Genomic DNA, 18,638 nt, shown 5'->3' with positions numbered 1-18,638 from the left:
CGTATGCTTGAAACGGCGTACATAAAACAAGGGGCGTTTGGTAAAAGATGATGAGGAGAGGCCACCATTGCCCGCCAGCAAAGCCAAAGACGGGCGCTGGACTGGGAATGTGTGCGTTTGCAAAACGGAATTTCAAGGCCCGTCAAGAGGGAATTTGAATGTTAAAACCGTTGAGCGGCAAGGATTTTGACAGTTATAAGAACAATTTGTGAACTGTTCTGTGAACATTGACAAACTGTGTGGGCTAACTCTATATTTATTGATTAGGAACGTATGTTTAGGTGTGATTTGGAAGTTCGTACAGGTGTCACCACCTGAGTCACCACATGGATTGCATTCGCCACAACAAGAAGCAATCTATGAAAACGTCGAGATGGGGTTGAATTGAATGAATCGGTGGCGTGTAATGAAGCGGTTACTGCCGGTGCTGGCAGGAATGATGCTCCTGTTGTCGGCATGCGGAGGCAGATCGGATCTGTCGACTTTGAAGCCGCAAGGGCCGGTAGCTCAAGGCCAATATGATTTAATGGTGCTATCGATCAGTATCATGGCGCTTGTCGTCGTCGTCGTATTCGCGATTTGTTTCTACGTGCTGATCAGATTCCGTCGCCGCAAGGGCGATAACGCGATTCCGAAGCAAGTGGAAGGGAATCACAAGCTCGAGATCACTTGGACGGTTATTCCAATTGTTCTCCTTATTATCCTTGGCGTGCCGACTATCGACAAAGTCTTCGGCTATGCGAAGGACTATTCGCACGATAAGAACGCCGTTCAGGTCGTCGTCACTTCGCACCAGTACTGGTGGGAGTTCGAATATCCGCAATACGGAATCACGACGGCGCAGGATCTGGTTGTTCCAACGGGCAAGAAGATTCAATTTAAGCTTGCTTCCGCCGACGTTAAGCACTCGTTCTGGATCCCGTCTATCGGGGGCAAGATGGATACCAATACCGGAGTCGACAACAAGATGTTCCTGGAATTCCCGAAGGAAGGCGTGTATCGAGGCAAGTGCGCCGAGCTTTGCGGGCCTTCCCACAGCTTGATGGACTTCAAAGCCAAAGCGGTTGACCAAGCTTCCTTCGACCGCTGGGTAGCCGCGATGAAAGGACCGGGAGTGCTTCCGGAAGACGCTTCCATCAAGGAAGCCTTCCAGAGCAAGTGCCTGAGCTGCCATGCGATCGGCGAACAGAATTCCGGCGCGGGAGCGCCTAACCTGACGGGAATCGGAGGACGAGAGACCGTCGGCGGCATTCTGTACAACTCCGATCATCCGGCCGAAGAGAACTTGAAGGAATGGATCAAGGATCCTCAATCGGTGAAGCCGGGAGCAACGATGCCTAATGCCGATGACCTCGGCGTGACGCAAGAAGAACTCGACGGAATCGCCAAGTACTTGGCGGGCTATAAGCTTGACTACTAATTCTGCTTGCACTGAAGGGGGTTCGTTGCTTTGACTGCACATGCTGCACATGCCCATGCGCATCCGGTCAAGCGGTATCGCGGCTTGATGGATTGGTTGACGACCGTCGACCATAAGAAAATCGGTATTCTTTACTTAATCGCCGGAGGCTTGTTCTTCCTGGTCGGCGGCCTGGAAGCCATCCTGATCCGGATTCAGCTGATCGGGCCTCAGAAGGATTTCGTCGGGGCCGACACGTTTAACGAATTGCTGACCATGCACGGTACGACCATGATCTTCCTGGCGGCCATGCCTATGCTGTTCGCTTTGATGAACGCGGTTATACCGCTTCAGATCGGAGCGCGGGACGTCGCGTTCCCGTTCCTGAACTCTCTTGGCTTCTGGACCTTCTTCTTCGGCGGCGTGCTGCTGAACGTCAGCTGGTTCGCCGGCCATGTGCCGGACGCAGGTTGGACGTCTTACGTTCCGCTCGCCGGACCTACTTACAACTCGGGACATGGCGTCGACTACTATGTCCTGGGCTTGCAGATTGCCGGTATCGGTACGCTGCTCGGCGGGATCAACTTCATGGCGACGATCATCAACATGCGCGCGCCAGGCATGTCCTTCATGAGAATGCCGATGTTCACCTGGTCGATCTTCATTACGTCCATGCTGATCGTGTTCGCGTTCCCGGTACTGACCGTAGGCCTCGTCGCCCTGATGTTCGACCGCTTGTTCCAGGCGAACTTCTTCGAGACGGCGACCGGCGGCAGCACGGTGCTGTGGGAACACGTCTTCTGGGTATTCGGACACCCTGAAGTTTACATTCTGATCATGCCGGCGTTCGGGATTATCTCCGAAGTCGTCAGCACCTTCTCGCGCAAGCGCCTGTTCGGTTACAGCTCGATGGTCTTCGCGCTTATCCTGATCGCGTTCCTCGGCTTCATGGTATGGGCTCACCATATGTTCACGACGGGCCTCGGTCCGGTTGCGAACGGGTTGTTCTCCATCGCGACGATGCTGATCGCGGTTCCTACCGGGGTTAAGATCTTCAACTGGCTGTTCACCCTGTGGGGCGGCTCTATTCGGTTTACGACCGCTTCGCTCTTCGGAATCGGATTCATTCCGACCTTCACGATGGGCGGCGTAACCGGGGTCATGCTGGCGGCGGCTCCTGCCGACTACCAGTACCACGATACTTACTTCGTCGTTGCCCACTTCCACTACGTTATCGTAGGGGGTCTCATCAACGGGATCTTCGCCGGCCTGTTCTACTGGTGGCCGAAGATGTTCGGACGCACTTTGAACGAGACGCTCGGCAAGTGGTTCTTCTGGACGTTCTACATCGGCTTCCATATGACCTTCTTCGTGCAGCACTTCCTCGGTCTGATCGGGATGCCGCGCCGGGTATGGACTTACCTGCCGAACCAAGGGTTCGACACGATGAACTTGGTAAGTACGATCGGAGCGTTCCTGATGGGAATCGGTACGATCATGCTTCTGATCAACATCGTTATCACGTCGTTCAAGGCTAAGAACGCGGCGAACGATCCTTGGGAAGACGGCCGTTCGCTCGAATGGTCCATTCCTTCTCCTCCTCCGGAGTACAACTTCAAGCAGATCCCGCTTGTTCGCAGCGCGGACGCTTGGTGGAAAGAGAAGATGGAAGGCAAGAAGGAGATGACTCCGTCCGAGCCTGTAGGGCCGATTCACATGCCTTCTCCATCGATTAAACCGCTGATCATGAGCATCGGGCTCTTCATCGCCGGCTTCGGATTCATGTACGACAAGCTGTATCTGGCCATCGGCGGCATTGGACTTACCCTCCTCTGCATGCTGCTTCGCTCGGTTTACGACGATCATGGCTTCCACATCAGCGAAGAAGAACAAGAGAAAGGGGTGCAAGCATGAGCGCACATGAACTGAACGGCGAATTGCCTCATGAGCCTGAGAAGGCGACCCTTGAAGGCCGCAATAAGATTCTCGGCTTCTGGCTGTTCCTGGGAGCGGAGACGGTTCTCTTCGGCACTCTGTTCTCCTCTTATCTGGCCCTTCGCCATAACATCGGCGACGGTCCGCCTGCAAGCGAACTGTTCGAGCTGCCGATGACCTTCGCGGCCACGATGATCCTGCTCACCTCGAGCTTGATGAGCGTGTTCGCGGTCCAAGCGCTGCACCAGAAGAAGGTCAAGCCGCTGATCGGCTGGCTGATCGCGACGATCGTTCTCGGTCTCGGCTTCCTTGCGCTTGAAGTCGTGGAATTCCTGAACTACATCGATGAAGGACACAAGATGCCGACAAGCGCATTCAGTTCATCCTTCTATACGCTAGTCGGCTTCCACGGCGCCCACGTTGCCTTCGGCGTCCTGTGGATCACGCTCATCATTCTTCAGCTCCTGAAGAAGGGCTTGACCGTCGTCACGGCTCCCAAGGTCTACGTGTCCGCGATCTATTGGCACTTTATCGACGTCGTGTGGGTATTCATCTTCACCGTCGTTTACCTGATGGGAAAGGTGGTCTAACCGATGTCGAGCAACCACTCTACGCATGAACAAACAACGCGTCATCGTCATGAAGGCCCTAAGAAGCACATCGTAGCGTTCGTTCTGTCGCTCGTGCTGACGATCATTGCCTTCGCGGCCGTGGCTTCCGGCGAGATCAACACGACGTTCACTTACATCATTCTTGTCGGCATGGCGTTAGTCCAGGTATTCGTACAGATGGCTTTCTGGATGCACATGAAGGACAGAGGGCATCTATTCCCGATCATGGGAATTCTCTTCGGCGTCATCGTCGTCTTCACGATGGTCATTATGGCCGAATACTGGGTATGGTGGTAATCTATACCGGATAAACTACAGAGAGGCGGGCGCTGTTCCCGCCTCTTTTCTTGTGGTTAGACCTTGTTGCGGTATAATAAGTAAGATTAATGCGTGAGAAGGGTGAGCTAGAATGAACAGCTTGAAGTATTTCTCGTTCGGAGACGTGTGGAGTCCCTATTTTCTTATCTTCATACTTGCGGTTGCTACGCTTTACTCGTTCGTCGTAGGGCCATGGAGAACGAAGTTCTCGGGGGCGGAAGCAGTCTCGTTCGGAAGGCAAGCAAGCTTCTATCTGGCATTGCTTCTTATTTATCTCGTTCATGGCGGACCTCTAAGCCTGCTCGGTCATCTCATGTTCTCATATCATATGACGGATATGGCGATCTCCTATATGGTCGTGCCGCCATTGCTGCTCTATGGAATTCCGGCTTGGCTGTGGCGTTCGATGCTGGGACGTCCTTTCTTGAAGCCCTTCCGCTTCTTGGGGCAGCCTCTTATCGGACTGTTCATGTTCAATCTGCTCTTCTCGTTCTACCATCTGCCTAACATCCATGACTGGATCATGGTGCATTACTTCATCCATGCGGTATTCTATGTCCTTCTTCTCTTGTCGGCTATGCTCAACTGGTGGCATATTCAATGTCCCGTGCCGGAGTGGGCGCGCGTGTCCCCGCTCATGCGTCTCCTCTATATTTTCCTGAATAGCTTGATTCTCACCCCGGCCTGCGTCTTGATCATCTTCGCGGGATCGCCGCTGTTCGATGTCTATAACGATCCGAACGTATGGGCGCAGGCGATGCGGTATTGCGTATCCGGCAATTCGGCGGAGCTGCTCGCGAGGTTCCAGGGCCCGTCCTTCTTCGGCTCGCTCAGCGCGCAAGAGGATCAGCAGCTTGGCGGCATCATCATGAAGCTGGTGCAGGAATTCATCAACATCGGAGCGCTTTATATCGTGTTCATGCAATGGTTCCGCAGAGAACGCAGGGAGGATGACGAGCTGCCGATCGAGTCCGTGGGGGAACCTCGTTTGAACAATGTGTGACACCATAGAGAAAAAATTGTAAGTGAACGGTCCGTCAAGTTACAATGTTATCAACTTAATCATTGTTCATTGGAGCAGGTGAATCGCAAATGTCCTGGTACGAGATTTTCCCGACAATCAGTACAAGCTTTATCGCCCTAAGCGCTATCCTAGTAGCGATCGGCTGGCGACTGATTATTCTCCGCAAGAGAGAAGCGCACGAGAAGACGATGATCGCCGCTTCGATCGCTGCCATCCTGTTCTTCCTTATGTATACGTCCCGGACGATCTTCGTCGGCAACACGAACTGGGGCGGTCCGGACAGCCTGGAGACGCTCTACCGGGTCTTCCTCATCTTCCATATCGTCCTGGCGATGGTGGCTGCCGTATTCGGCATTACGACTCTCGTCCTGGCCTTCCGGAAGAACTTCGCGAAGCATCGGAAGTGGGGACGATTCACCGCGGTCGTCTGGTTCATCACGGCGATTACGGGAGTGACGGTCTACGTGCTGCTGTATCTCATGTATCCGGGCGGACATACGAAGCCCGTGATCGACGCCATCTTCGGATCGTAGGATAACGAACAGAACCCGCCAGCAGGCTTGTTCCTCAGGAACAGCATGCTTGGCGGGTTTTCTTGTCTATCTCGCGGATGTTCGTTAGGAGCTCTTCCTCAGGAACCGCGCGACATCCTGCTCGGAGATCGGCTTGCTGATGTAGAAGCCTTGAATCTCGTCGCAGCCGTAAGTGGCCAGATAGGTCAGCTGCTCCTCGGATTCCACTCCCTCGGCGACGACCCTTAGATTCAGGTTATGCGCAAGGGTAATGATCGTGGAGACGATGGATCGGTCGTTGGTCTCGGAGAGCAGCTCCCGGACGAACGATTGATCGATCTTCAAGCAGTCGACCGGGAAGCTCTTGAGGTAGCTGAGAGAGCTGTAGCCGGTGCCGAAGTCGTCGATGGAGATGCTGACGCCGAGCCGCTTCAACTCTCTTAGGGTGGAGAAGGAGCGCTCGATATCCAGAGTCATCGATTCGGTAATCTCCAATTCCAATAGCGAAGGATCCATTCCGGTCTCGACCAGCGTGCGCTTAATGAAGGGGACAAGCCCTTTGTTCAAGAATTGACGGCCGGAGAGGTTCACGGCGATGCGAACGGGAGGAAGCCCCTGCTGCTGCCATTGCTTGCTCTGGCGGCATGCGGTGCGAAGAACCCAATTGCCGATCGGGACGATCACTCCGGTCTCTTCGGCGAGCGGAATGAAGTCCGAAGGCGAGATTAGCCCTCGCTTGCCGTGCTTCCAGCGAAGGAGCGCCTCCACGCCGACCACCTGGCCGGTAGAGGCATTGATCTGCGGCTGATAAACCAGATAGAATTCGTTCCTCTCCAACGCTTTGCGCAAGTCCGTCTCCAGCAGAACGGATTCTCGAAGAGTATCGTTCATGTTCGGGACGTAGAAGCGAATGGTGTTTTTGCCCTCGTCTTTGGCGGAATAGAGAGCGGACTCCGCATTCTTCATGAGGCTGACCGCCGTCTCCCCGTCGATCGGGAACATGGAGATTCCGAGACTGGCCGTCACATGAATCTCGACATCGCCGAAGAAGAGCGGACGAGCGATCTCCGACAGGAGATGGCCGGCCGTGAGCAGCAAGCTGTCCCGCGAGAAACCGGGCTTGAAGAGCAGGGCGAACTCGTCGCCGCCAAGCCGGGCGATCAGCGCTTTGTCGGCTACGCATTCGCGGATGCGGTTCGCCATCGTCTGCAGCAGGTGGTCTCCGACATGATGGCCGATAGAATCGTTCACGTTCTTGAACCGGTCGAGATCCAGGAACAGGACGGCGAACGGTTCGCGGCCGTTCTCCGCCGCCAAGAGGGCTTGTTGGAGGCTTCTCGCGAATAAGCTCCGGTTCGGCAGGCCGGTAAGGGGATCGTATTGTTCGGCATGCTTGCGATCGGAGTGGGGAAGCAGAATCAGGCTGATCAGGACAACCATCGTGAACAATCCGAGCGGTAAGGCCAGGCCGTAAATGGGAAGATCCGAGGTCAGTCCCGCCGCTTCGGGAGAGTTTAACGGTAACGAGTACGAGGATTGAAGCAGCCCCGCGATCGGCATGCTCAAAGCGGCCCCGCCGATGAATAGCGAGGAAAGGATCAAGTTCCTTCTTCTACGCGGATAGTGTGAGTCGAATTCCATGAGAGACAAGGCGGCTGTAGATAATAGACATGCGAGGATAGCGGATAACGCCAGCGAAACATCATCGAAGACGAGACGTATGCCCTTTGAGAGAGCGTAAAGCTGGGTATAGGGCATAAGGAAGAATCCCGCCCCCAGAAGAGGGCCGCCGGACAGGAGAGCCTTCCTGCTGCGTCTCTTCTCGGAGAGGAACAGAAGCGCCCCCCATCCGATCAGCACCGCCAGGACCAAGGAGAGAGCCAGCGCAGGAACGCGGGCGGATGCGGAGATCCGCAGCCCCGTCGCCTGCAGGCAGAAGAAACAGGCAAGCCAGAGTCCGATCCCAAGAAGGACGGATGCGCCTGCTAACGGCAAGGCCCGCAGCTTGTCTCTCGATGCCGATATTCTGGCAGCCAGACAGAAAGCATAACAAGAGAAAGCGATCGCGGCCAAATAAGATAGCATGTAGTATAGAACGGGATGCGAGAGAGCCATCTCAGCCATATGTCACCTATATCGGAGTTGGATTTACAAAATTCTACAAATTATTCGGTATTGATATTGTAACTTTAATTTGAAAATTTTCATAGTCCATTAGTCCGGTATTTGAGGCATATTAGCAAAATAGGTCCAATCAGTCGTCTCCCGCCTGCATTCCGTTGCGGAAAGGATTCAGGAAAGCCCGCGGGATCGGGCTCTCGAACCGAAGCACTTCTCTGGTAACGGGGTGCTCGAACGAGAGAACGAAGGCATGAAGGCCAAGACGGCCGATCTCCTTCGATTTGGACCGATACTTCTTGTCGCCGACGATCGGATGCCCGAGATCCTGCATGTGGACGCGAATCTGATTCTTGCGTCCCGTTTCGAGCCGAACCTCCAACAGAGTAAAGTGACGATTCGCCTGCAATCGCTTGTAATGGGTTACGGCATGCTGGCCGTCGCCCGGATAAGGGCTGGAGTACATCTTGAGCGTCTTGCTCTCTTTCAGCCAGGAGGAGATCGTTCCTTCCGCCTTCTTGACCTCTCCTTCGACAAGAGCGATATAGCTCCGTTCCTTGACGGCTTCCGTCCAATGATTCTGAAGCTCCTGCTGCACGGCCTCGGACTTCGCGAACATCATGACGCCCGAAGTGTCGCGGTCCAGCCGATGGACGATAAACACCCGGTTCGCAGGGTTCTCCCGCTTGACGTGATCCATCAACTGGCGGTAAGCGGTCAGCTCTTTCTCCTGCTCGGTCGCGATCGACAGAAGCCCGGGCTCCTTGTTCACGACCAGAAGATGATCGTCCTCATAAATGATGGATAAACCGACAAGCCGCGGAGGCGCTTGAATTTTCTCCTTGCTGACCGTCACTTGCTGACCGGGCTTAAGGGCATAGTTATAGACGGTTTGAGCCTGTCCATCGACCGAGATCTGGCCGCGGGCAAGCATGGACTTGATCGAGTTCCGCCCCTCTCCCTTGAGATTGGAGATCAGGAAGGGTAGCAACTCGGCCGCTTCCTGGACCTTATAGGATTTGGCCGGGGGGGAAGGGCGCTTGGCGGAGCCTGTTTCCGGCCGTTTCGTTCTCTTGTTCATGTTAAGTCTGTGCCTCCTGCTATTCGATGAAGCATCGTTATGCTGATTATAGGGCATGCGCTAAGAGAATGGAAATGCTCCTTTCCTCCTTCCCTGCTTTATGCCTTTACGGCCGTTCTCTTTCTGCCGGCCGCGTGGGCCGCGAGCAGGATAAGAGGAAGCAGGAGAGCGTTCGTCAGGTCCCAGAAAGGCCAATACTTGTACAGCACGTCGGTGTAAAAGGTGAAGTTCGGCGTGATGATATAGGCCATTCCGAATTGAAGCAGCACGTAGGGACCGATCAGCCGGCGATAGCCCTGCAGCTTGAAAGTTTCCGCCATTCCGAGCAGGAAGGCATAGCTGTGAATGGCGGTCTTGAAGAAAGTGGACAGCACCCAGATAATCGCCACGACCGCCTCCACTCGCTGCAGGAAGTTGCCGATATTGACTTTTTTCGCCAATGCGTAGGTAGGATAGACTTGGTTCGAGGTCAAGAAGGGGCCTAGCACCAAGAGAGAGAACAGAACGATGATCAGCATGATCAATCCTCCGAATAGCGCGGCTAGATAATAATCCCTCTTGGTGTTCGCTTTGCGGTTCACATAAGGCAGGACCATCAGCAAGGCCACCAGCTCCGCGAACGGATAGACCAAGACGTACAGGGAACCGTGAAGGACGGGAGAGATGCCTTCGCTGAGGAACGGCTTCAGATTGACCGGGCGCAGATTGGGGGTCAAACAGACGATTAACGCGGTCAGCATCAATAGAAACCAGGGGAAGAACAGCTCCCCGGTCCGAACGATGGGCTCCAATCCTTTGGCAAGCCCCCATGCCAGTACGAAGAGAAGAAGGAGATGGATCGCCCGCAGCGGAGTCTGCGCAAGAATCTGGATCGTGAAAAAGTCCCCCAGCTCGCGGATCAGTCCGGCAGCGACGAAGAAGAAATAGACGGAATAGTAGAGGGCAACGGCTCCGCCAAGCCACTTGCCCAGCAAGCTCTGAACGATCTCGATCAGATTGGCTTGCGGATAGAAGCGGGCCAGAGCGCCCCAGATCCAAAGAACGGGCATTGCCAAGGCGCCCCCGAGAATAACGGACAGCCAAGCGTTCTGATCAGCCGCTTCCGCGGTTAACGAAGGAAGGATCAGAATGGAATCCCCCACGGTCATGAACACGATCAGTATCGCAAGCTGCCTTGTGCTGATTCGGCCTTTCTCAAGCAGGTTCTTCAACTCTTCCACCCCATTGCAGAGAATAGCCATTGCGAGAACGGCTTGTATACGGCTACAAGAAGGTGGAGAGGTGCCGGGAACGGGATCAGATTCGCGGCGAAGAAGCTGAAGAACGCTCCTCCCGCGAGCATGACGGAGAAGACGACGCCGTCGCGAAATTCGCCTCTTCGCAGCATCGGAAGCAGCGTCTTCCAGATGAGGGCGGCGACGCACAGGAGAATCACGGTGAGACCGATCATGGCAGTTACTCCTTTACGCTTGCATGAAATGGATCGAAGACGGTGCCGACCTTCAGAATCTGGATGTTGGCATCGTAATCGACTCGAAGGGACTGGAAGAGAGCATCCCAATCCTTCTCGGCCTTGCGCCAGTAAGCGGGCTGATTGCGGTAGAAGGCGTTGCCGAAGCCGAAGGCGTCGACGTGCAGCTCTCTGGCTTTCTCGACGGCGGAGTCCATCATCTCGATTCGTTTCTGTTCCAACGAATGTTTAAGCTTGCGAATGTTCTCCGGCTCGGTCGTCTTGAAGTCGCATTGGACTTCTCCGATGTTGACCTGGCTGTTCAGCTTCACCTTGATAACGGGAGAACCGTTCCGAACCCGGGACTTCAATCTCGTCACGGAATGGATGTTCTCCAAAGCGATAAGACCGTTTGATTCGCAAGGAACCTTGGTGATGGTGCTCTTCACCTGGTTCATGATGTAGTTGTAGCCGATGCTCTCTTCCTCGTTGAACCAACCGACGAGCTTATCCTTATCGAATATCGCGAGTCCTTTCGTACGGAGCATCGTGCTGGCGGATATTCGGCTTACGTTGCTAGGCAATTCTCCCTTCTTCTGGTCTCCCGCTACCTCGATGGCGGTCAGCACGGGATTGAGGCCCGGTCCGACGATCCTGCTCATGAATTGATCAAGCGTTACCGTCGCGGACGGAGCCCAGGTGCGGGAGGAGGTCAATAGAGCGTCGTACATCTTGTAAGCGGGGATGTTGGAGAGGGGAGTGAAGATCTTCAGGACGTTCTCCGCGGTCGTATGCTTCGCGACGAATAGATAGAAGTCGGTCCGAAATTCGGCATCCCGCGACAGCATATCGAGCACCTTGCCCACCCCTTCCCTGGCGATCTCCTCCCCTAAGATAAGGACACGGATATGGGATAGATAGATTTTGCGAGGGCTGACTTCCGTCATCTTGCGCAAGGCTTCGTAGAGGGAAGGGGATTCGCTGTGAAAAAGGACCGTCGGCGGGTGTCCGGGCGAAGCGGGGCGCGATACGGAGACCTGTCCCGGATCGACGACCTGAACGGAGACGCGATATGCGGATTCCGTCTTGTCGATGCCGAAGCCCAGCGCAATGCCGAGGGTATCCAGCTCCCGGCGATTCCAGCAGCCGGTCAGCAGCAACAGAAGCGCCGCGCAGAGAAGCAGCAGGAGCGGCTTTCTTATCCGGCAGGATAGCGAAGCGATCGGCGGCTTGGCAATCGTCACGGCAGGCTAATTCTCCCTTCTTCGGTTGTTCGGGCTGGCCGTCGACCAGGGGCGTTTCTTCATCATTGTCCAAGGGAAACGGAACAAGCTGTCCTTGATATCCGACATAATGATCGGCGACATGGGCGCCATGTAAGGGACGCCGAAGGATCGCAGGCTGCTCAGATGCAGAACGAGCCCGATCAGCCCGATGATGACGCCGAACAAGCCGAAGGAAGCAGCCAGGACCATAAAGAGGAACCGAAGCATTCTCGCGGACATGGACATGCTTCCCGACGGAATGACATAGCTGGCTATCGCGGTAATAGAGACGATGATGACCATGGCGGCGGAGACGATGCCGGCTTGGACGGCCGCTTGGCCGATGACGAGCGTGCCGACGATGGAGACGGCCTGTCCGACCGTTCTCGGCATCCGGATGCCGGCTTCCCGCAGGATCTCGTAAGTGACCTCCATTAGGATCGCCTCGATAACGGCGGGAAAGGGAACGCCTTCGCGTTGAGCAGCCAGATTGATCAGCAGGTTGGTCGGCAGCATCTCTTGATGGAAGGTCGTAATCGCCACATACAAGGCAGGAGCCAACGTCGTGATGAAGAAAGAAATATAACGGATGATCCGGATCAGGGTGCTGATATCGAAGCGCTGCGCGTAATCCTCGGACGCTTGGAAAAATTCGACGAACAGCGCCGGCACGAGAAGGACGAAGGGAGTGCCGTCGACGAGAATGGCGATTTTGCCCTCCAGAAGCCCCGCCGCGATCGTATCCGGACGCTCGCTGTTGTACACGGTTGGGAAAGGCGTAAGCGTCTGGTCTTGAATGAACTCCTCGATATACCCGCCTTCCAGGACCCCGTCGATATCGATCTTGCCGAGACGCCGATGGACCTCGGCGACGATCTCTTCCTTCGCGATTCCTTGAAGATAAGTCACCGTGACATTCGTCTTCGTCACCCGTCCAATTCGAAGGGAGTCCATCCGCAGCCTTGTATCCTTGATCTTGCGGCGCAGCAGCGCCGTGTTGGTCCGAAGGCTCTCGTTGAACGCCTCCATCGGGCCGCGGGTGACGGACTGAGAGACCGGCTCTCCGACGGCTCGTTCTTCTAAGCCGCCGACTCCGATCCGAAGGGCGCCGCCGCATTCATCCGCGAACAGGATCGCATCGCCGGACAGCAGATCCTGGAAGAGAGAGTTCCAGTCCTTCAAGGGATGGATATCCCCGGCCGCGAGAACGCGATCGGAGAGGTAACGAAGCCGTTCCGACTTGTCGAGCCGGGAGAGTTGTACGGCGTCTTCGCTGCCGCCAAGTCCAAGCAGCGAGTCGATGACGGCATGATGGAGAAGCTGGGGATCCGTGATCCCGTCTATGTAGACCAAGGCGCAACGGATATCGAACGGGAGGGTCAACTCCCGCGCGACCAGGTCCTGGCTATGCCCGAGAGAGTCTCCTATGTAGGCAAGGTTCTGCTTCATCCGTCCTTCAAGCAAGGAATCGTCGAACGAGGATGAAGCACCGGAAGAGGCGCTCATGGGATGCTCACTCCTTCGCGGAAGGGATCTACCTAAGAATGGAAATCGATACTTAATATGGTCGAAGGGATGGGAAATTATGAACAGGTGGGGACATTTTACATAAAATTAGAACCGATAGGAGGGGTTATCCGTTATGATGAGGGAGGAACATCATCGGACTTAAGGAGGAGAGTCATGAATCGGTTAGTCGTTCAACAAATCGTCAAGCGATACGGCGATCGTACGGCGGTGAGCGGTCTGAGCCTCGAAGTCGGCGAAGGGGAGATCTACGGGTTGCTCGGCGCCAACGGAGCGGGCAAAACGACGACGATGAGAATGGTATTGGGGCTTATCATGCCGGATGAAGGAAAGGTAACGTATTTCGGCAAGCCATATAGCCGGGAGCTGCTTCGTACCATGGGCTATCTGCCGGAGGAACGGGGCATGTACCCGAAGATTAAAGTGAGCGACCAAGTCGTTTATCTGGGGCAGCTGCGCGGCATGTCCCGCAAGGAAGCGGACAGCAGCCTGAAGCGCTGGCTCGACCGCTTCGAGATTCCCGAGCACTACGACAAGAAAGTGGAGGAACTGTCGAAGGGCAACCAGCAGAAAATCCAGTTCATCGCGGCCGTCGTGCACCGTCCGAAGATTCTTGTGTTGGACGAGGCGTTCAGCGGATTGGACCCGGTCAACGTCGAGCTGCTCAAGGCTACGGTGAAGGAGCTGCGGGATCAAGGAACGACCATCCTCTTCTCGACCCATCGGATGGAGCATGTGGAGGAGCTGTGCCGGAATATCACGATCATGCACAGGTCGCGTCCCGTTCTTCAAGGCGCCGTGAAGGAGATCAAGAAGCAGTTCCCGATGGAGCGGGTAATTCTGTCGGCGGACCATGACGTGAACGGGTTGGACAAGCTTCCGGGCGTATCCGCGGTCGTTCGGAACGAACAAGGCTATGAGATGAAGGTCGACCATCCGGAAGCCGCCCAGTCGATCCTGCAGCATGCGCTCAAGCAAGGCCCGGTTCGCCGCTTCGAGCTGAAGGAGCCCAGCTTGAACGAGATCTTTATCCGAACGGTAGGTGATCGCCATGAATAACCTGTGGACGGTTATGTCCTTCACGATGAAGACCAAGCTGCGCGGCAAGTCGTTCCTGACGATGACGATCCTGATCTCCGTGCTTCTGATGGTCGCCTCCAATCTTCCCTATCTCATCGATAAGTGGTCTTCGGGCGGAGGAGCGGTCAAGGTCGGTTACGTTCAAGGGGAACAAGCGGAGATCGTGGCGGCGGTCGACCGCTATCTGGGAACGATCGAGGAACCGAAAGTGGCATTGGTTCCGATCGAAGCTCCGGCCGGGGCAGCCGAGCGTTCGGCCGCGATGAGACAAGCCATCGAGGATAAGCGGATCAAAGGTTATCTGGAATTCAAGCCCGGGCAAGACGGAGTCTTCCCTAGCGTGACTTATTTATCGAAGAAAGTGTTTACGGGAGATGCTTCCCAACAGCTTCAAGCGGCGCTTCTGGCAGCCAAGAACGACGCGGTCGTCAAGGACGCGAAGCTGTCGCAGGAGCAGCTCGCTCGCTTGACCGCCCCGGTCTCCTTCGATGCGCTTCAACTGGATGAATTGGACGGCACAGGCAAGACCGAGCAAGAGAGGGATACCGCCGTGCTGCTCACTTATGTAGTCCTCATCCTGCTCTTTATGTCCGTCATGTTCTCCGGGCAGATGATCGCGTCCGAGATCACGGCGGAGAAGAGCTCCAGGGTCATGGAGATTCTCGTGACCAGCGTAGCTCCGCTTCAGCAATTGTTCGGGAGAGTGCTGGGCACGTTCATCGTCGCGGTCATGCAGCTCATTGTCTTTGTAGCGGTATCCGTTGTGAATCTGTCTCTCCCGCATAACAAGGTGAGCTTTGCTTCTCTCGGCATCGACTTCGGCAGCATAGACCCGATAATGCTCGTATCTGCAGTCTTGCTGTACCTGGCAGGCTTCTTTCTCTATGCGATGCTGTTCGCGGCGATCGGTTCCCTGGTCAGCAGAACGGAAGATCTCGCTCAAGCCGCGATGCCGGTCACGATGATTACCCTGGCCGGCTTCTATATCTCGTTCTTCGGACTGAACAGCCCGGACAGCAGCTTCATTACGATCTGTTCCTACGTTCCGTTCTTCTCGCCGTTCCTGCTCTTCCTGCGGATCGGCCTGGCAGAACCGGCCTGGTGGGAGATCGCTTTATCCGTTGCCATCCTGCTCGCAAGCATTCTCGCGATCGGCTGGCTCGCGGCGAAGATCTACCGGACCGGCATTCTTATGTACGGCAAGCGCCCGACCCTCGCGGAGCTTAGGAGAGCGATGAAGGCTTATAAGGTTTAAAGAAGCGGCGCATGAACAAGCAAGCCCTTGTGGGGAATAGCGATAATGGGAAAGCCTTGATGATCGCCATCAAGGCTTTTTTCTATATTGACAGAAATTAGAAGCCTAATTATACTGGAATTAGTTAATGAAACCGGTTGCACAATGTTCGAGCATTTACTTATCTTAGCTATTCAATTAGTTCGGTATATGCAATGTTTTCTTTAATTGATTAATGAAACCGTATGCATAACTTTGAATTCGATCCGAGTCGGAGGTACCTATGGCCAGTATTCGAGATGTCGCCAAAGCCGCAAACGTATCCGTATCGACCGTCTCCAGAATCATCAACAACAATCCCGCCATTTCGGCGGCAACGAGAGAAAAGGTCCTGAAGACGATCAAGGAATTGAATTATTCTCCCAACAGCATGGCGCAGGCTCTATCCAACAACAACTCCTACACCATTACGTTGATCGTGGACATCGAGGACGAGAAATCGTTCTACAATCCGTTTTTCCATGAGGTCATGCACGGCATCGAGAAGATCGTTTACAAGAAAGAGTACTGTCTGAACGTAGCCAACCTGAACACTTCCTTGAGAAATGAAAGCGTTATCGATTGGCTGATCAAAGGCAAACGGACGGAAGGCGTCGTCCTCCCCTCCACCGTCATGGATTCGAGGATAATCAAGACACTGAAGCAGAATGAAATTCCCTTCGTCGTCATCGGGGAACCCGTAAGCTTGAAGGAAGAGGTGAACTGGGTCGATATCAACAACCTGAAAGCGGGAGAACAGGCCACTCGTTATTTTATCGACAGCCACTGCAGGAAGATTGCTTACATCGGTTACGACGAAACTAAAATTTTCAACAGGAGAAGATTCCAAGGGTACAAGAACGCGCTGCAAGAGGGAGGCATCGAGTTCGATGCCGGGCTGGTTATCGAAGGGGGGAATTCCAGGGACGAAGGGTACCGGATGATGAACGAATTATTGAAGAACAACGTTCCGGATGCCGTGATCTGCGCGGACACCTTGCTGAGCGTAGGCGCGTTACGGGCCATTCAGGAGTCTGGGCGGTCCGCGCCGGAGGATATGGGGCTGATCAGCTTCGATAACGCGCAGATTGCCGAACTCTCTTATCCGACCATCTCTACCATCAACGTTGACGTGAACGAATTAGGATTGCAAGCGGCCAAGCTGCTATTCGAATTGATCGAGAATCCGGGGGCAAGGGAGCAGACCCTTCTGATCTCCACCAACGTGGAAGAGAGAGAAACGACTGCCGCCGGCAAACCGAGGTGAATCATGGACGGTATCTTCATCACGCACTATGACACCAGAGAATATATCTCCCCTATCGATAGAAACTCCTTGCATGTCAAAGTCAAATGCGCGGCAGCAGCCGATTGTTCCGTGTCCATCGTCTACTGGAACAAGTTCAGGAACGAGTTCAAGGAAGGCCGACTCGAAAGCCTGAGCCTCGGCGGACCCAGCGAGTTCTACAGCACGACGCTGGCATTCGACGAACCGGCCAAGTATTTGAGCTATTACTTCGTGATCAGGCACGGCGACGATCGGTTTTATTATTCGCCGTATGGGCTGGCCGACCAACTTCCCGCCAAGCACTTCGAATACCCGAGCACGAACGTGGATGATGTTTTTACCGTTCCGGCTTGGGCAGAGGGCAGCGTCGGGTATCAGATCTTTCCGGAGCGATTCGGCAACGGAGATGCCGGCAACGATCCTCCCAACGTGGCCAAGTGGAACGATCCGCCTACAAGAGACAATTTTATGGGCGGCGATCTGAGAGGGATCATTGAGCGCTTCTCCCACCTTAGAGACTTGGGAATCGACATTATCTATCTAACGCCGATCTTCTGCTCGCCTTCCAACCATAAGTACGATACGACCGACTATTTCAAGATCGATCCCTCGTTCGGCGATACGGAAGACCTGAAGGAGCTCGTTGCCCTGTGCCATAGCCATGGCGTAAAGCTCGTCCTGGACGGTGTCTTCCATCACATCGGGTATTACTCGTATCAGTTCCAAGATGCTATTCTTAACGGCAAAGATTCACCCTATTGGAGCTGGTTCTTCATTCAAGGGGACACGGTGGATACGAAAGCTGTCAATTATGAATGCGTGGGCTATTACAAATGGATGCCCAGACTGAACTTCTCGAACCCGGACGTCAGGACATTCTTCCTGAGCGTCGGAGAACATTGGATCAGGGAAGCGGGAATCGACGGCTGGCGCCTGGACGTTGCGGACGAAGTCGACTTTACTTTCTGGCAGGAGTTCAGGCGAAGAATCAAGGGAATCGATTCGAATCTCCTCTTGATCGGAGAGACATGGAAGAACGGCGCCGATCTTCTCCGCGGAGACCAGATGGACACCATCATGAATTATCGCTTCAGGGATGCCGTAATCGACTTTTTCGCGAATAAATCGATTGGCCGCGCGGCCTTTGCGCGGCGGATAGAAAGCATGCTATTCGATTATCCCCTGGCCTCCCGCAATGTCTTATACAACTTGTTGGGAAGCCATGATACCGCGCGTTTTCTTACGGTTTGCAAGGAGAACATCGATACGTTCAAGCTTGCTATTGTGTTTCAAATGACGTTTCCAGGGATGCCGTTCGTCTATTACGGCGACGAGATCGGCATGACGGGCGAGACCGATCCGCTGTGCCGAAAAGCGATGGCCTGGGACTCGGCGAACGCGATGATTTCAGAATTTTACAAAAATATCATTCGAATCCGACACGGAAGCAACGCATTGCGATACGGAGACTTCAAACATATCGATACGGCAAGCGAATTGTACGGTTTCATCCGAACTTACGAAGACGAGACAATCATCGTATTGCTGAATAACGACCAAGAAGATTGCCTAATCACCGGCGAGTGGTTGAATGAGCGAGCTTCCGTTTCCGTTCCCGATAGCGACACCGTAGAGATCCCGGCCAACTCGTACGAGATCCTAAGTCTGATCCGGGAGGGGGAGGGACACGCGGTCAGAAGGATGGCAATCGAACTTAAAGAGCAGCCCGAACGACAATTCAAAAACAGGAGCTGACG

General features: G+C 54.6%; 16 protein-coding genes. 10 read left to right on the top strand and 6 right to left on the bottom strand.

Going from position 1 to position 18,638, the window contains the following annotated elements; translation table 11 throughout:
• Positions 1–406: 406 nt before the first annotated feature.
• From coxB to ELR57_RS13515, 6 genes are all read left to right on the top strand, one after another.
• Positions 407–1,420 (top strand): cytochrome c oxidase subunit II, encoded by a 1,014-nt coding sequence (coxB, locus tag ELR57_RS13540; protein WP_126959614.1) that lies wholly within the window; start codon positions 407–409, stop codon positions 1,418–1,420.
• Positions 1,421–1,507: 87 nt separating this feature from the next.
• Entirely contained in the window at positions 1,508–3,313 is a 1,806-nt protein-coding gene (ctaD, locus tag ELR57_RS13535; RefSeq protein ID WP_126959702.1) for a cytochrome c oxidase subunit I, read from the top strand.
• Positions 3,310–3,924 carry a cytochrome (ubi)quinol oxidase subunit III gene (locus tag ELR57_RS13530; RefSeq protein ID WP_126959613.1) on the top strand — a complete coding sequence of 205 codons (615 nt, stop codon included), beginning with the start codon at positions 3,310–3,312 and terminating at the stop codon, positions 3,922–3,924. Before ctaD ends, ELR57_RS13530 begins: the two co-directional genes overlap by 4 nt.
• A 3-nt stretch (positions 3,925–3,927) precedes the next feature.
• Complete coding sequence (locus ELR57_RS13525; RefSeq protein ID WP_126959612.1) at positions 3,928–4,242, top strand: cytochrome o ubiquinol oxidase subunit IV; 315 nt, start codon at positions 3,928–3,930, stop codon at positions 4,240–4,242.
• Positions 4,243–4,354: 112 nt separating this feature from the next.
• Positions 4,355–5,266, top strand: coding sequence for a cytochrome c oxidase assembly factor CtaG (ctaG, locus tag ELR57_RS13520; RefSeq protein WP_126959611.1), 912 nt, complete (start codon positions 4,355–4,357; stop codon positions 5,264–5,266).
• 89 nt (positions 5,267–5,355) lie between these two features.
• On the top strand, positions 5,356–5,820 hold the full coding sequence (locus ELR57_RS13515; RefSeq protein WP_126959610.1) for a DUF420 domain-containing protein: 465 nt from the start codon (positions 5,356–5,358) through the stop codon (positions 5,818–5,820).
• A gap of 84 nt (positions 5,821–5,904) precedes the next feature.
• Here ELR57_RS13515 and ELR57_RS13510 read toward each other — a convergent pair whose 3' ends face one another.
• The 6 genes from ELR57_RS13510 to ELR57_RS13485 form a co-directional block, all read right to left on the bottom strand.
• Entirely contained in the window at positions 5,905–7,914 is a 2,010-nt protein-coding gene (locus ELR57_RS13510) for a putative bifunctional diguanylate cyclase/phosphodiesterase (RefSeq protein WP_158630028.1), read from the bottom strand.
• A gap of 139 nt (positions 7,915–8,053) precedes the next feature.
• Positions 8,054–8,998 carry an RluA family pseudouridine synthase gene (locus ELR57_RS13505; protein ID WP_126959608.1) on the bottom strand — a complete coding sequence of 315 codons (945 nt, stop codon included), beginning with the start codon at positions 8,996–8,998 and terminating at the stop codon, positions 8,054–8,056.
• Positions 8,999–9,096: 98 nt separating this feature from the next.
• Positions 9,097–10,209, bottom strand: coding sequence for a GerAB/ArcD/ProY family transporter (locus ELR57_RS13500; protein ID WP_158630027.1), 1,113 nt, complete (start codon positions 10,207–10,209; stop codon positions 9,097–9,099).
• Positions 10,206–10,448 (bottom strand): hypothetical protein, encoded by a 243-nt coding sequence (locus tag ELR57_RS13495; protein WP_126959606.1) that lies wholly within the window; start codon positions 10,446–10,448, stop codon positions 10,206–10,208. The genes ELR57_RS13500 and ELR57_RS13495 overlap by 4 nt, the downstream gene beginning before the upstream one ends.
• 5 nt (positions 10,449–10,453) lie before the next feature.
• Positions 10,454–11,692 carry a Ger(x)C family spore germination protein gene (locus tag ELR57_RS13490; RefSeq protein ID WP_126959605.1) on the bottom strand — a complete coding sequence of 413 codons (1,239 nt, stop codon included), beginning with the start codon at positions 11,690–11,692 and terminating at the stop codon, positions 10,454–10,456.
• A 6-nt stretch (positions 11,693–11,698) separates the two neighbouring features.
• Positions 11,699–13,219 (bottom strand): spore germination protein, encoded by a 1,521-nt coding sequence (locus ELR57_RS13485; protein ID WP_126959604.1) that lies wholly within the window; start codon positions 13,217–13,219, stop codon positions 11,699–11,701.
• Between the two features lie 177 nt (positions 13,220–13,396).
• Here ELR57_RS13485 and ELR57_RS13480 point away from each other — a divergent pair, with 177 nt between their 5' ends.
• The 4 genes from ELR57_RS13480 to ELR57_RS13465 all read left to right on the top strand — a co-directional run bounded on the left by ELR57_RS13480 (position 13,397) and on the right by ELR57_RS13465 (position 18,636).
• Positions 13,397–14,299 carry an ABC transporter ATP-binding protein gene (locus ELR57_RS13480; RefSeq protein WP_126959603.1) on the top strand — a complete coding sequence of 301 codons (903 nt, stop codon included), beginning with the start codon at positions 13,397–13,399 and terminating at the stop codon, positions 14,297–14,299.
• Positions 14,292–15,575: an ABC transporter permease gene (locus ELR57_RS13475; protein WP_126959602.1), complete on the top strand. Its 1,284-nt coding sequence runs from the start codon at positions 14,292–14,294 to the stop codon at positions 15,573–15,575. The genes ELR57_RS13480 and ELR57_RS13475 overlap by 8 nt, the downstream gene beginning before the upstream one ends.
• Positions 15,576–15,837: 262 nt before the next feature.
• Positions 15,838–16,860 (top strand): LacI family DNA-binding transcriptional regulator, encoded by a 1,023-nt coding sequence (locus ELR57_RS13470; RefSeq protein ID WP_126959601.1) that lies wholly within the window; start codon positions 15,838–15,840, stop codon positions 16,858–16,860.
• Between the two features lie 3 nt (positions 16,861–16,863).
• A complete protein-coding gene (locus ELR57_RS13465; RefSeq protein WP_126959600.1) occupies positions 16,864–18,636 on the top strand; it encodes a glycoside hydrolase family 13 protein in 1,773 nt (590 codons plus the stop codon).
• The last annotated feature ends 2 nt before the right edge of the window (positions 18,637–18,638 follow it).

It is taken from the genome of Cohnella sp. AR92 (assembly GCF_003990975.1).
Taxonomy (GTDB): domain Bacteria; phylum Bacillota; class Bacilli; order Paenibacillales; family Paenibacillaceae; genus Cohnella.
The sequence above is the reverse complement of the archived record's forward strand: the minus strand, read 5'-3'. Positions and strand labels throughout refer to the sequence as shown.